The sequence below is a fragment of the Microbacterium sp. NPDC077184 genome (assembly GCF_040687055.1).
Classification (GTDB): Bacteria; Actinomycetota; Actinomycetes; order Actinomycetales; family Microbacteriaceae; genus Microbacterium.
The window spans coordinates 174,883-188,174 of sequence record NZ_JBFBMM010000005.1 but is presented as its reverse complement, the minus strand read 5'-3'; the positions used below and the strand labels follow the sequence as shown (position 1 = coordinate 188,174).

The window sequence follows — 13,292 nt, the reverse complement described above, 5'->3', positions numbered from 1 at the left end:
GCCGACGGTCGAGAACGCGGGACGAACCGGCCTCCGGCAGACCGCGAGGGCGCCGGAGGCCGGTTCGGTCACGCGTTTCCGACGGAGAGGCGCGCGAGTCGCCCCACGCGGCGGTCAGGCGTACGGGTTGGCGGTGAGCGTGTACTTGGTCTGCAGATACTCGTGGATGCCCTCGGCGCCGCCCTCGCGGCCGAGACCGGACATCTTCCACCCGCCGAAAGGGGCGGCGGCGTTGGAGACGACCCCGACGTTCAGGCCCATCATGCCGGTCTCGAGCCGGTCGATCATGCGCTGACCGCGCGCGAGCGATTCGGTGAAGACATAGGAGACGAGCCCGTACTCGGTGTCGTTCGCGATGGCGATCGCTTCGTCCTCGGTGTCGAACGGGACGATCGCCAGCACCGGGCCGAAGATCTCCTCGCGGAGGATGTCGCTTCCCGGCTGGACGTCGGTGACGACGGTCGGCTCGTAGAAGGTGCCGGGCCCGTCCACGGCGGTTCCGCCGGTACGGACCTGCGCGCCGCGTGAGACGGCGTCCTTCACCAGACTGTCGGCCTTCGCGACCGCCCGGTCGTCGATCAGCGGGCCGATCGCGACGTCCTCCTCGGTTCCGCGACCGATCTTCATCCCCTGCACACGCTCGGTGACGCGACGGGCGAACTCGTCGGCGACCGAGCGGCGGACGATGAAGCGGTTGGCCGCCGTGCACGCCTGGCCGATGTTGCGGAACTTCGCCAGCATCGCGCCGTCGACGGCCTTGTCGAGGTCCGCGTCGTCGAAGACCACGAACGGCGCGTTCCCGCCGAGCTCCATCGAGGTGCGGAGGACCCCCTGCGCAGCCTGCTCGAGCAGCTTCTGCCCGACGGGGGTGGACCCGGTGAAGGAGAGCTTCCGCAGGCGCGGATCGCGGATGATCGGCTCCGACACCGCCCCCGAGGTGGAGGTGGTCAGGACGTTCACGACCCCGTCGGGGACACCGGCGTCCTGCAGCAGCTTGGCGAAGTAGAGAGTGGTGAGCGGGGTGAGCTCGGCGGGCTTGATGACCACGGTGCAGCCCGCCGCGAGCGCGGGGGCGATCTTCCGGGTCGCCATGGCGAGGGGGAAGTTCCACGGGGTGATGAGGAAGCACGGACCCACCGGATGCTGCGACACGATCATCCGGCCGGTGCCCTCGGGATTCGCGCCGTAGCGCCCCTGAACCCGCGCGGTCTCCTCGCTGAACCAGCGCAGGAACTCCCCGCCGTAGCCGACCTCTCCGCGCGCCTCGGCGAGCGGCTTGCCCATCTCGATCGTCATGAGCAGCGCGAAGTCCTCCTTGCGCTCCTGCAGCAGGTCGAACGCGCGCCGGAGGATCTCGGCGCGCTCGCGGGCTGGGGTGGCCGCCCACGCCGGGAACGCCTCGACGGCGGCATCCATTGCGGCCTTGCCGTCCTCGGGGGACGCATCGGCGATGACCCGGATCGGCTCGCCGGTGGCCGGGTCCGACACCGTCAGGGTCTTGCCGCCGGATGCCGGCCGCCAGTGTCCGCGGATGAACAGCCCGTCGGGGACGGATGCCAGCAGGTCGGTCTCACGGGTGTCGGTCATGTGTGCTCCCTCGCGCTCGGTCGATCAGTTGTCATTGTGCCCGGGCCGGGCGGCACGGACGATGTACACGATGTACAGATGGGCGTGAGCCCTCTCCCCGTCGGCGAGTCACCGCGCGGCGAGCGGGGTGGTCTCGGTACGCATCGCCCCCCGGAAGAAGGCGGCCAGCTCCTCGGTGGCCGACAGGGGAAGCACGGCTGCGACGTACTGGTCGGGACGCACGACGACGGCCGCACCCGCGGCGGAGATCCCCCGCTCGGCGAAGATGTCCGCCGTCGTCCACGAGCTGGGAGCCGCCGCGTACACCTTCTCCCAGTCCGTGAGCCCCAGCGGTCCCGTGCGCGGCAGGAACAGCTCGGGGACCGACGTGACGTCGATGTCCTCGAAGCGGCCCGGATAGACGACCTTGACGTCGAACACAGCGTCGACATCGGCGCCGGCGGGCGTGTGGCGGGCGATCGGGCCGTCCTCGCCGGCCATGAACGCCGCCCACCGCTCGAGCGCCTCTCCCTCCGCGTCGGCGAAGGCATAGACGCGCCACCGCCCGTCCGCGCGCGCGTGGTGTCCGAGATGCACGGCGTTGCCGTCGCACACCCGCACGACCTCCACGCTCTTGAAGCGCTTCCCGACGGGGAATCCGGTGGCGAGGTCCTGGTGGGCGGCATCCGCGACGATCATCGACGGCGCGTACTGCGTCATGAACCCGGAGGGGAACTCCGCGGTGCCGAGGTAGAAGGTCGCGAGCTCCGTGGGGTCGGAGATGTCCTCGGGCTTGCGCGCCATGAGCGAGGACCACTCGCGGTCGAAATCGATCAGCTGCTGTGCGACGGGCTGGCGCTCGGACGAATAGGTGGACAGCAGGGATGCCGGGGCCAGCCCCGTCAGGACGTGACCGAGCTTCCACCCGAGGTTGAAGCCGTCCTGCATCGAGACGTTCATGCCCTGCCCCGCCTTGGCGCTGTGGGTGTGGCAGGCGTCACCGGCGAGGAACACCCGCGGGTCGTGGTCCTGGTCGGGGTCGACGTCGTCGAACTTGTCCGTCACGCGGTGCCCGACCTCGTACACGCTGTGCCACGCGACCTGCTTCACGTCGATCGAATAGGGGTGCAGGATCTCGTTGGCGCGACGGATGACCTCCTCCAACGGGGTCTGCCGGACGCGGTGGTCATCGTCGGCGGCGACCTCGCCGAGGTCGATGTACATGCGGCTGAGGTAGCCGCCTTCGCGCGGGATGTGCAGGATGTTGCCCGCCGAGGAGTTGATGGCGCACTTCGTCCGCCAGTCCGGGAAGTCGGTGTTGACCAGGACGTCCATGACACCCCACGCGTGCGCGGCGAACGCGCCGACGTGGGTGCGGCCGATCGCCTCGCGCACGCCGCTGCGTGCACCGTCGCAGCCGACGACGTACTTCGCCCGGATCGTCCGCTCCTCCCCGGCGCGCGGGCCGGCGACGTGACGGACGCGGACGGCGACGGGGTACTCGCCGTCCTCGTGCACCGTCAGACCGACGAACTCGACGCCGTAGTCCGGCAGGATGCGACCGGGACCGTGGGCGGCCGCCTCGGCGAAGTAGTCGAGCACCCGGGCCTGGTTCACGATCAAGTGGGGGAATTCGCTGATCTTCAGCGCATAGTCCTCCGTGCGCGCCGTGCGGATGATCTTCCGCGGGTCCTCGGGATCGGGTCCCCAGAAGTTCATGTAGGCGATGTTGTAGGCCTCCGCGACGATGCGCTCGGCGAAGCCGAACGCCTGGAAGGTCTCGACGCTGCGCGGCTGGATGCCGTCGGCCTGCCCGAGGGCCAGCCGGCCGTCACGACGCTCGATCAGACGCGTGGTCACCCCGGGGAACTGCGACATCTGAGCGGCGAGCAGCATGCCCGCCGGCCCCGAGCCGACGATGAGCACGTCGGTCTGGTCGGTGAGCTCAGCGGAGCGATCGAGGCCGGTGCCTGCGGCGTCCTGGATGCGCGGATCGCCGGAAACGTACCCGTGGTGATGGAACTGCATGGTGAGGTGTCCTCCTCCGACGACGGTGTCGAGGCCGTGGGCTTGCGTACGGCTCTACGCGTGTTCTATATTCGAACACGTTGTTCTTCTGTCGAACAGATCGTATATCTTCCCCGTGCCGGAGACAAGGGACGCCATGCCATCGAATGCGGCCGCCCCGCCCTCGCAGACACTGAGCCGCGGCATCCGGATCCTGGAGATCCTCGCCGACGCCCGAGCGACCCTGTCGATCGACGAGGTGTCGGAGAGTCTCGGCGTGCACCGATCCGTGGCCTACCGCCTGGTCCGCACGCTCGAGGACCATGGACTGGTCCGTCGCGACGGCACCGGCCGGATCGCGTTGGGATCCCGCCTCGCCGCCCTGGCCGCCGGCGTCGCGCACGACCTCCAGGCCGAGGCTCTGCCCGAGTTGACGTCGGCGGCGAACGATCTCGGCGCCACCTGCTTCCTGAGCGTCCTCGACCACGACGAGTGCGTGACCCTCGCGAGTGTCGAGCCGCGCCACGCCGTGGCCTCCGTCGCGCAGCGCCCGGGGAGCCGGCACCCCGTCACCGTCGGCGCGCCCGGAAAGGCGATCCTGGCCGAGCGGACCGCAGCAGCCCTCCCCGACGGGACGTCCGAGGCCCTGCGTGCGGCCGTCGCCGAGACCCGCGCGCGCGGGTACGCCACCAGCCACGACGAGGTGATCCCGAGCCTGCGCTCGGTGGCCGTCCCCCTGGCCCTCCCCGGGCGGGAGCCGGCGGCGCTGGCGGTGGTCTTCCTCACCAGCACCCACACGGATGCCGCGATCGCGGCGCGTCTGGAGCGCGCAGCGTCCGCGATCCGCACCGCTCTCGGGGCCTGACCACGCGCGTGACGCGTCGGGCGCGTCAGAGGACGGTGTCGACCAGGCGCACGTTGTGCTCCGCCACCCGCTGGGGCACGCCGTCGAACGCCTCGGCGCGTTCCGGCGAAGCCATGTACGTCCGCTCGCGCTCGAGGAACGCGTCCTCGTCGCCCTCGGCGCTGACCGCCCACACGAACTCGTTCGTCTCGGGCAGCCCGTACGCGAAGTCGATGCGGAAGCCGGCGCCGGTGCGCACGCGCGGCATCCATTCGTTCCACCAGGACAGGAATGCGTCGTATTCTCCGTCGACGAGCGTGTAGCGGCGCAGCTGGACTGTTCTCATCCGACCAGCTTCGCACTCCGCGCGGGCGGCACGTGCCATGCTGGCGGGCATGAAGAGAGATGTCGCGAGCCGAATCGATCTGGACGTCACCGCACCCGCTGAGCTGGTCTTCTCGATGGCGGTCAGCGGCCACCACACTCCGGTCACCGAGCACGTCTCCTTCACGGTCGACGACGAGCCCGTGGCGTTCGAGCGGATCCCCGACGCGCACGGCACGCGCCTGTTCACCGTGGCGGCTCCGGCGGGACGCCTCGTCGCCGCCTACGACGCCTCGCTCGAGGGTCCCGCCTCCGGAACCGACGCCACCCCGACCGACCTCGTCACCTACCGTCGCCCGAGCCGCTACGCCGAGTCCGACGCCCTCGCGCCGACAGCGTTCGCCGAGTTCGGCGCGATCACCGACCCGGCCGAGCTCCTCGCCGCCGTCTCGTCGTGGGTGGGCACCCGTCTCGCGTACGTCAGCGGCTCCAGCCTCCCCACCGACGGCGCGGTCCGCACCCTCCTCGGCCGCCAGGGCGTCTGCCGCGACTACGCGCACCTGACCGTGGCGCTGCTGCGCGCGCTCAACATCCCCGCGCGCCTCGTCTCCGTCTACGCACCGGGCCTGCAACCGATGGACTTCCACGCCGTCGCCGAAGCGTGGGTCGAGGGCGCCTGGCACGTCGTGGACGCGACGACCCTCGCGCCGCGCTCGACGCTCGTGCGCATCGCCACCGGACGGGATGCCGCCGATACGGCGTTCCTGACCGTGGTGTCCGGTCGCGTGAACCTCGTCGACATGACGGTCACCGCCGTCGCGGACGCCCTCCCCGACGACGATCTGAACGCCCTGACGCAGATCAACTGAGACCCCGACGTATGAAGAACCTGTAACAGAGCGTCTCCCGCGTGCGCCGGAGCCGCTCCGGACAGGGAAGATGGAGGGTGGGCTCGGCGCCGACAGCACGGCCCGCCCACCCCGATCTGGAGGCCCCCATGCACCGTCGTCGCTCCCTGTCCGCCGCCCTGGCGGGCGTCGCGCTCACCGCTCTCGCCCTGACGGGCTGCGCCGGCGGAACGGATGCCGGGGCGGGCGGTGGCGAGACCCCCGCCGCCGACGAGGGCTACCTCACCCCGGGGAAGCTCACCATCGCCACGGGCGAGATCGCCTACGAGCCCTATGTGGTCGATGACGACCCGGCCTCGGGCGAGGGCTTCGAGGCCGCCATCGCCTACGCGATCGCGGACGAGCTCGGCTTCGCCCCCGAGGACGTCGAGTGGGTGCGGACCAGCTTCGAGGCGGCGATCGCCCCGGGTCCGAAGAACTTCGACTTCAACATCCAGCAGTACACGATCACCGACGAGCGCAAGCAGGCCGTCGACTTCTCGTCCCCGTACTACTCCGCCAGCCAGGCCGTGGTCGGCATCAACGGCGGTGCCGCCGACGGGGTCGACTCGATCGACGGGCTGAAGGACCTCACCCTCGGCGCGATGGCGGGATCCACGAGCGCGCAGACGATCGAGGACGTCATCCAGCCGAACACCGAGCCCCTGCTCTACGGCTCGAACGAGGACGCCGTGGCCGCGTTCAACGCCGGCCAGTTCGACGCGTTCGTCATCGACCTCCCGACGGCGTACCTCGCCACGGCGCTGTACATCGACGACTCGTTCATCGTCGGCGAGCTCCCCGCGGGCGGCGTGGCCGACGAGTGGGGTGTCGTCCTCAGCAAGGACTCGCCGCTGACCGACCGGGTGTCCGCCGCGATCGACACGCTGCGCGAGGATGGCACGCTCGCCGAGATCACCGACGAGTGGCTCGGCGCGGGCCAGGGCGTGACACTGCTCCAGTGACGCACACCCCCAGCGCGCTCGAGCTCGAACGACGGGCCTTCCGGGCCCGCCAGTCCCAGCGGTCGGTCCTGGTGGCGGTCGCCTCGTCGCTGGCGTTCGCGGGCATCGTCTGGCTGACGGTCGTGAACACCCCCGGGTGGGCGGCCGTCCAGCAGTCCTTCTTCAACGTCGAGATCGCCCTGGCCTCCCTCCCGCTGGTGTGGGAGGGGTTCCTCCTCAACCTCCAGGTGCTCGGCTGGTCGCTGGTGACGGTATCGATCGTCGCGGTCACGATCGCGGTGATCCGGACGCTCCCGGGGCCCGTCTTCCTGCCGCTGCGCGCGCTCGCGGCGGGGTACACCGACATCTTCCGCGGTCTGCCGTTCATCATCGTGCTCTACCTCGTGGGGTTCGGCATCCCCACGCTCATGAACGAGCGCCTCAACCTCATCTTCCTCGGCACGCTCGCCGTGACCCTGACCTATTCGGCGTACGTCGCCGAGGTGATCCGCGCGGGCATCGAGGCGGTGCACCCGTCGCAGCGTCTGGCGGCGCGCGCGCTGGGGCTCGGGTACACCCAGACCCTGCGCCGCGTCGTCCTCCCCCAGGCCCTGCGGAAGATCACCCCGCCCCTCATGAACGACTTCGTCGCGATGCAGAAGGACGTCGGGCTCATCTCCATCCTCGGCATCACCGACGCGGTCCTCGCGGCGCGCATCGCGTCGTCGCAGACGTACAACTTCACCCCGTACGTGGTGGCCGGCATCCTGTTCATCCTTCTGGCGATCCCCACGATCCGCCTGACCGACTGGTACGCGGCGAAGCTGCGCGCCCGCGAGCAGAGCGGAGCGATCGTATGAGCGCGGTCCTGCGGGCCACCGGCATCTGGAAGTCCTTCGGCGAGCGCGAGGTGTTGCGCGGCGTCGACGTGGAGCTTGCCGCGCACGAGGTGGTCGCCCTCATCGGCGCGTCCGGCTCGGGGAAGTCGACGCTCCTCCGGTGCCTCAACCTCCTCGAGCCGATCGACGACGGGCAGATCTTCCTCGGCGACGAGGACATCTCCGACCCGCGGGTGAACGCCAACCGCATCCGCGCGCGCCTCGGGGCGGTGTTCCAGAGCTACAACCTCTTCCCGCACCTGTCGGTGCTCGACAACGTCACCCTCGCCACGCGCGTGGTCCACCGCACCGGCAAGCGCCAGGCGGAGGAGCGTGCGCTGGCCCTGCTGGAGCGCGTCGGCCTCGCCGACAAGGCGCGCGACCACCCTGACCGGCTCTCGGGCGGTCAGCAGCAGCGCGCCGCGATCGTCCGCGCGATCGCGACGGACCCGGAGGTGCTGCTCCTCGACGAGATCACCTCGGCGCTGGACCCTGAGCTCGTCGGCGAGGTGCTCGAGCTCGTCCGCCAGCTCGCGGCGGAGGGCACGACGATCCTCATGGCGACGCACGAGATGGCCTTCGCGCGGGACGTCGCGCATCGCGTGGTGTTCCTCGACGCCGGCACGATCGTCGAGCAGGGCCCGCCCGCGGAGGTCTTCCGCGCGCCGCGGGAGGCGCGCACGCGCGCGTTCCTCTCCCGCTTCACCGCCTAAGCGGCCGGCGACGCGGACCCGCCGACGGATGCCGAGCCCGCGCCGCAGGATCGGTTCAGCCCGAGGCGGCGACGGCGCGCTCGGCGGCCTCGACGACGTTGGTCATGAGGAGCGCCACGGTCATGGGCCCCACCCCGCCGGGGTTCGGCGAGACGAAGCCGGCGACGTCGGCGACGTCCGGCGCGACGTCGCCGAAGACCTTCGCCTTCCCCGTCTCGGGGTCGTCCTCCCGCGTGACGCCGACGTCGAGGACGGCGGCTCCGGGCTTCACGTCCGCGGCGGTGATGAGGTGTTTGACGCCTGCCGCGGCGACGATGACGTCCGCCTGACGGAGGTACTGCGCGGCATCCTTCGTCCCGGTGTGGACGAGGGTGACCGTCGCGTTGTACTCGCGGCGCGTGAGGAGGAGGCCGATCGACCGACCGATCGTCACACCGCGGCCGACGACGACGACGTGCGCGCCGTCGAGGTCGTAGCCGTTGCGGACGAGGAGCTCGATGACACCCCGCGGCGTGCACGGGAGCGGCGTCGTGATCGGCGCGTTGACGTTCAGCACGAGCCGGCCGAGGTTGGTCGGGTGCAGGCCGTCGGCGTCCTTCGCCGGGTCGATGCGCTCGAGGATCGCATCGGTGTCGAGGTGCTTCGGCAGCGGCAGCTGCACGATGTACCCGTGGCAGGTCGGGTCGGCGTTGAGCTCGTCGATGACGGCCTCGACCTCGGCCTGGGTGGCGTCGACGGGCAGCTCGCGCTGGATCGAGTTCATGCCGATCGCCTCGGACTGGCGGTGCTTCATGCCCACGTACAGCTGCGACGCCGGGTCCGCCCCGACGAGCACCGTGGCGATGCCCGGCACCACGCCCTGCGCGCGGAGGGCCGCGACCCGCTCGGTCAGCTCGGCCTTGATGGCCGCCGCGGCGGCCTTCCCGTCCAGAACCGTCGCGGTCACTGCTGCAGGCCCGGGTAGAGCGGGAAGGCCTCGGTGAGCACGGCGACGCGCGCGCGGAGCGCCTCGACATCCGCGCCCGGGAGGAGGGCCTGGGCGATGATGTCGGCCACCTCGGTGAACTCGGCGTCGCCGAACCCGCGGGTCGCGAGCGCGGGCGTGCCGATGCGCAGGCCCGAGGTCACCATCGGCGGGCGCGGGTCGTTCGGCACCGCGTTGCGGTTCACGGTGATCCGGATGTCGTGCAGGAGGTCTTCGGCCTGCTTGCCGTCGATCGCGGCCTCGCGGAGGTCGACGAGCACGAGGTGCACGTCGGTGCCGCCCGAGCGGACCGAGATCCCCGCGGCGGCGACGTCGGGCTGCGTGAGGCGGTCGGCGAGGAGCTTCGCACCGCGGAGGGTGCGCTCCTGACGGTCACGGAACTCCGGCGTCGCGGCGAGCTTGAACGCGGTCGCCTTCGCCGCGATGACGTGCATGAGGGGCCCGCCCTGCTGGCCGGGGAAGACGGCGGTGTTCAGCTTCTTGGCGAGGTCGGCGTCGTTGGTGAGGATGATGCCCGAGCGGGGGCCGCCGATGGTCTTGTGGACCGTCGAGGAGACCACGTGCGCGTGCGGCACCGGCGAGGGGTGGACACCGGCGGCGACGAGACCGGCGAAGTGCGCCATGTCGACCCACAGGTACGCGCCGACCTCGTCGGCGATCTCGCGGAAGGCGGCGAAGTCGAGCTGACGGGGGTACGCCGACCAGCCGGCCACGATGACCTTGGGGCGGTGCTCGCGCGCGAGGCGACGGACCTCGTCCATGTCGATCAGCGAGGTCTCGGCATCCACCCCGTACGCGACGATGTCGTAGAGGCGCCCGGAGAAGTTGATCTTCATGCCGTGGGTGAGGTGTCCACCGTGGTCGAGCGACAGCCCGAGAAGCGTGTCGCCCGGACGGGCGAGGGCGTGCAGCACCGCGGCGTTGGCCGTGGCGCCCGAGTGGGGCTGGACGTTGGCGAACGCGGCGCCGAACAGCGACTTCGCGCGCTCGATCGCGAGCTCCTCGGCGACGTCGACCTCTTCGCAGCCACCGTAGTACCGACGGCCGGGGTAGCCCTCGGCGTACTTGTTGGTGAGAACGGACCCCTGCGACTGCAGCACCGAGACGGGCACGAAGTTCTCGGAGGCGATCATCTCGAGGAAGCCCTGCTGACGGGCGAGCTCCCGGTCGAGCACGGCGGCGATCTCGGGATCGACCTCGGAGAGGGGGGCGGTGAAGGACGGATCGGTCATGGCGAACTCCTGACGACGGTGGGCGTGTGTCGAGGGCCGTCGCGGGGCGACGGCGATCGAGGCCCGGCCCAGGCGTGCGGTCGATGCCGTGTCGGTCGCTCCCCGGTGGGTACCCACCTCAACGCCAGTCGCGACGCCCACGAGCATAACGGATGCCGCGGGCTCCGGGTTTTTGTTAGGGTGCCTTACATGAGCCTCCCGCTGGTTCCGGTCCCGCGCACGGTCGCCGAGACCGGGGGCGCGCCCTTCCGCCTCCACCCCGACACCCCGGTCCACGGCGACGCGCGGTCGGTCGCGGGCGTCGTGGCCTGCATCGCCCGCCGCACGGGCGTCGCGCTCCGCCCGGCAGACGTCGACGACGCAGACGCCGGGCATCCCGGCATCCGGATCGAGATCACCGCGGACGGCGATCCCGAGGGCTATCGCCTGTCGACGCGCGAGGGCGGGGTGCACGTGCGCGCGCACGACGCGGCGGGTGCGTTCTACGCCGTTCGGACCCTCGAGCAGCTGCTCCGCCCGGATGCCGCGGGCTGGATACTGCCCGCCGCCGAGATCGACGACGCACCGCGGTTCGCCTACCGCGGCATGATGCTCGACGTCGCCCGCCACTTCTTCCCCGTCGACACGGTCGTCGGCGTCCTCGATCGTGCCGCGTCACTCAAGCTCAACCACCTCCACCTCCATCTCAGCGACGATCAGGGCTGGCGACTCGCACTGCGGGATCGACCGATGCTCACCGCGCACGCGGCGGCGAGCGCCGTCGGTGGCGACGCCGGCGGGTTCTACTCGCGCGAGGACTACCGCACGATCATCGCGGCCGCGGCCGAGCGCCACATCGTCATCGTCCCCGAGATCGACGTGCCCGGCCACACCCATGCCGTCGGGGTCGCCTACCCGCAGATCGCCGAGGATCCGGTGATCTTCGACCACGTGCGCGAGACCGTCACGGCGTTCGGCGGCGGGCTCCCCCGCGCCGGCGAGCCCTACACGGGGCTGGCTGTCGGGTTCTCCTCGCTCCGCATCGACGACCGCGCCACCGACGACTTCCTCGCGGACGTCTTCGGCGAGCTCGCCGGGCTCACCCCGGGTCCGTACCTGCACTTCGGCGGCGATGAGGCGCTCGGCACCGACCCCGCGGAGTACGCCGCCTTCGTGGCTCGCGCGAGCACGCTCATCGCCGACCTCGGGAAGATCCCCGTCGCATGGCACGAGGCGGGGGTGGCCGCCGACCTGCATCCGGACACCGTCGGCCAGTACTGGGGGTTCGTCCGCCCCCGAGACGGCGCGGACGATCTCGCGCGCGCCTTCGCTCCGCGCGGTGGAGTGATCCTCTCCCCCGCCGACGCCGTGTACCTCGACATGAAGCCCTACGACGGCGCCGCGCTCGGGCTCACGTGGGCCGACGGCGCGACCAGCCTCGCCCGCGCCTACGCGTGGGAGCCCGCCGCGGTGATCCCGGACCTCCACGAGACCGGCATCCTCGGCGTGGAAGCGCCGTTGTGGACGGAGACGGTGCGCACCCTCGCCGACATCGACGCCCTCGCCTTCCCGCGCCTCGCCGCCGCCGCCGAGGCGGCCTGGTCACCGGCCACGGGCGCGCATCCCGACCGTACCTGGGAGTCGTTCCGCGCGCGGGTGCGGTCGCTCCGGGCGCTCTGGGACACCGCGGGCATCGCCTACGACGCGGCGACGTTCGACGACGCCTCCGCCGACAAGGACGCCGCGCCCGAGGCCCCGCGGTCGTGAACACCCTCATCCGGGACGTGCGCCTCGTCGACCACGGCGGCATCGTCGAGGACGCGTGGGCGCGCTTCACGGACGGACGGGTCACCGCGCGCGGCACGGGCCGCACCCCGGCGGCGGCCGGCGAGCGCGTCGTCGAGGGCGGAGGCGGCGTGCTCACCCCGGGCTTCATCGACATCCACGGCCACGGCGGCGGCGGTTCCGCCTTCGACGACGGAGCGGATGCCGTCCGGCGAGGCCGGGCGTTCCATCGCCGCCACGGCACGACCCGCGCCGTCATCTCGCTCGTGTCCGCGGGCTCGGCGGACCTCCTCGCACGACTCGCGATGATCGCCCGCCTCGTCTCCGAGGACGACACCATCCTCGGCTCCCACCTGGAGGGGCCGTTCCTGGATCCGAGCCACCACGGCGCGCACGACCCCGATCTCCTGCGCGCGCCCGCACCCGCCACCGTGGAGGACCTCCTGCGCGCGGGGGCGGGCACGATCCGGCAGGTCACCCTCGCCCCGGAGCTCCCCGGAGCGGATGCCGCGATCGCGCGACTGCGGAACGCCGGCGTGACCGTGGCCGTCGGACACACCGACGCCGACGCCGAAACCGCCGCACACGCCTTCGACGCCGGGGCCCGCGTGCTCACCCATGCCTTCAACGCGATGCGGGGCATCCACCACCGTCACCCCGGTCCGGTGGTCGCCGCCCTTCGGGACGACCGGGTGGTGCTCGAGGTCATCGCGGACGGCGTGCACGTGCACCCCGACGTCGTCGCGATGCTCTTCACCGCCGCCCCCGACCGCATCGCGCTGATCACCGACGCGATGGCCGCCGCCGGCTCGGGCGACGGCGTCTACACGCTCGGAACGCTCGAGGTCGACGTCCGCGACGGCATCGCTCGCGTGCAGGGGACCGGCACGATCGCCGGCTCGACGCTGACGCAGGACGCCGCCCTCCGCCGCGTCGTGGCCGCGGGCGTGGCCCTCCCGGCGGCGGTGACGGCGCTCACCGCGACGCCCGCCCGCGCGGTCGGCCGGGACGACCTCGGTCACCTCGACATCGGCTCCCTCGCCGACGCGGTGCTGCTGGACGCCGACCTCCGGGTGCGGCGGGTATGGACCGCCGGCGTCGCCGACGCCGGCGGCGGGATCGAGCAGGACATCGCGCCGTAGACTGAA

Annotated in this window: 12 protein-coding genes; 7 read left to right on the top strand and 5 right to left on the bottom strand. The window is 71.7% G+C overall.

The window, feature by feature from the left end; translation table 11 throughout:
* Positions 1-114 precede the first annotated feature (114 nt).
* Positions 115-1,587 carry an NAD-dependent succinate-semialdehyde dehydrogenase gene (locus tag AB0O93_RS11085; protein WP_363343284.1) on the bottom strand — a complete coding sequence of 491 codons (1,473 nt, stop codon included), beginning with the start codon at positions 1,585-1,587 and terminating at the stop codon, positions 115-117.
* 108 nt (positions 1,588-1,695) lie between these two features.
* On the bottom strand, positions 1,696-3,594 hold the full coding sequence (locus AB0O93_RS11080) for an FAD-dependent monooxygenase (RefSeq protein ID WP_363343282.1): 1,899 nt from the start codon (positions 3,592-3,594) through the stop codon (positions 1,696-1,698).
* A 136-nt stretch (positions 3,595-3,730) separates the two neighbouring features.
* On the opposite strand from AB0O93_RS11080, the gene AB0O93_RS11075 reads away from it, so the two are divergent.
* Entirely contained in the window at positions 3,731-4,438 is a 708-nt protein-coding gene (locus AB0O93_RS11075; protein WP_363343280.1) for an IclR family transcriptional regulator, read from the top strand.
* Between the two features lie 25 nt (positions 4,439-4,463).
* On the opposite strand, the gene AB0O93_RS11070 is transcribed toward AB0O93_RS11075, so the two are convergent.
* Positions 4,464-4,763 carry a hypothetical protein gene (locus AB0O93_RS11070; protein ID WP_363343278.1) on the bottom strand — a complete coding sequence of 100 codons (300 nt, stop codon included), beginning with the start codon at positions 4,761-4,763 and terminating at the stop codon, positions 4,464-4,466.
* Between the two features lie 49 nt (positions 4,764-4,812).
* Between AB0O93_RS11070 and AB0O93_RS11065 the strand changes: the two genes are divergently transcribed.
* The 4 genes from AB0O93_RS11065 to AB0O93_RS11050 all read left to right on the top strand — a co-directional run bounded on the left by AB0O93_RS11065 (position 4,813) and on the right by AB0O93_RS11050 (position 8,163).
* Positions 4,813-5,610 (top strand): transglutaminase family protein, encoded by a 798-nt coding sequence (locus tag AB0O93_RS11065; RefSeq protein WP_363343276.1) that lies wholly within the window; start codon positions 4,813-4,815, stop codon positions 5,608-5,610.
* Positions 5,611-5,738: 128 nt separating this feature from the next.
* Entirely contained in the window at positions 5,739-6,593 is an 855-nt protein-coding gene (locus AB0O93_RS11060; RefSeq protein WP_363343274.1) for an ABC transporter substrate-binding protein, read from the top strand.
* Positions 6,590-7,432, top strand: a complete 843-nt coding sequence (locus tag AB0O93_RS11055; protein WP_363343272.1) for an amino acid ABC transporter permease — start codon at positions 6,590-6,592, stop codon at positions 7,430-7,432. Before AB0O93_RS11060 ends, AB0O93_RS11055 begins: the two co-directional genes overlap by 4 nt.
* Positions 7,429-8,163 carry an amino acid ABC transporter ATP-binding protein gene (locus AB0O93_RS11050; protein WP_363343270.1) on the top strand — a complete coding sequence of 245 codons (735 nt, stop codon included), beginning with the start codon at positions 7,429-7,431 and terminating at the stop codon, positions 8,161-8,163. The genes AB0O93_RS11055 and AB0O93_RS11050 overlap by 4 nt, the downstream gene beginning before the upstream one ends.
* Before the next feature lie 55 nt (positions 8,164-8,218).
* Here the strand turns inward: AB0O93_RS11050 and AB0O93_RS11045 are convergent, their stop codons facing one another.
* Complete coding sequence (locus AB0O93_RS11045; RefSeq protein WP_363343268.1) at positions 8,219-9,109, bottom strand: bifunctional methylenetetrahydrofolate dehydrogenase/methenyltetrahydrofolate cyclohydrolase; 891 nt, start codon at positions 9,107-9,109, stop codon at positions 8,219-8,221.
* Positions 9,106-10,380, bottom strand: coding sequence for a serine hydroxymethyltransferase (gene glyA / locus AB0O93_RS11040; RefSeq protein ID WP_363343266.1), 1,275 nt, complete (start codon positions 10,378-10,380; stop codon positions 9,106-9,108). The genes AB0O93_RS11045 and glyA overlap by 4 nt, the downstream gene beginning before the upstream one ends.
* 189 nt (positions 10,381-10,569) lie before the next feature.
* Between glyA and AB0O93_RS11035 the strand changes: the two genes are divergently transcribed.
* Positions 10,570-12,126, top strand: a complete 1,557-nt coding sequence (locus AB0O93_RS11035; protein WP_363343264.1) for a family 20 glycosylhydrolase — start codon at positions 10,570-10,572, stop codon at positions 12,124-12,126.
* On the top strand, positions 12,123-13,286 hold the full coding sequence (gene nagA / locus AB0O93_RS11030; protein ID WP_363343262.1) for an N-acetylglucosamine-6-phosphate deacetylase: 1,164 nt from the start codon (positions 12,123-12,125) through the stop codon (positions 13,284-13,286). The genes AB0O93_RS11035 and nagA overlap by 4 nt, the downstream gene beginning before the upstream one ends.
* The last annotated feature ends 6 nt before the right edge of the window (positions 13,287-13,292 follow it).

Excerpts from the sequence above, each read along its gene's own strand:
- AB0O93_RS11050 (WP_363343270.1), top strand. The coding sequence starts at position 7,429 with ATGAGCGCGGTCCTGCGGGCCACCGGCATCTGGAAGTCCTTCGGCGAG.
- AB0O93_RS11070 (WP_363343278.1), bottom strand. The coding sequence starts at position 4,763 with ATGAGAACAGTCCAGCTGCGCCGCTACACGCTCGTCGACGGAGAATAC.
- AB0O93_RS11085 (WP_363343284.1), bottom strand. The coding sequence starts at position 1,587 with ATGACCGACACCCGTGAGACCGACCTGCTGGCATCCGTCCCCGACGGG.
- AB0O93_RS11075 (WP_363343280.1), top strand. The coding sequence starts at position 3,731 with ATGCCATCGAATGCGGCCGCCCCGCCCTCGCAGACACTGAGCCGCGGC.
- AB0O93_RS11035 (WP_363343264.1), top strand. The coding sequence starts at position 10,570 with ATGAGCCTCCCGCTGGTTCCGGTCCCGCGCACGGTCGCCGAGACCGGG.
- AB0O93_RS11065 (WP_363343276.1), top strand. The coding sequence starts at position 4,813 with ATGAAGAGAGATGTCGCGAGCCGAATCGATCTGGACGTCACCGCACCC.
- AB0O93_RS11060 (WP_363343274.1), top strand. The coding sequence starts at position 5,739 with ATGCACCGTCGTCGCTCCCTGTCCGCCGCCCTGGCGGGCGTCGCGCTC.
- glyA (WP_363343266.1), bottom strand. The coding sequence starts at position 10,380 with ATGACCGATCCGTCCTTCACCGCCCCCCTCTCCGAGGTCGATCCCGAG.
- AB0O93_RS11080 (WP_363343282.1), bottom strand. The coding sequence starts at position 3,594 with ATGCAGTTCCATCACCACGGGTACGTTTCCGGCGATCCGCGCATCCAG.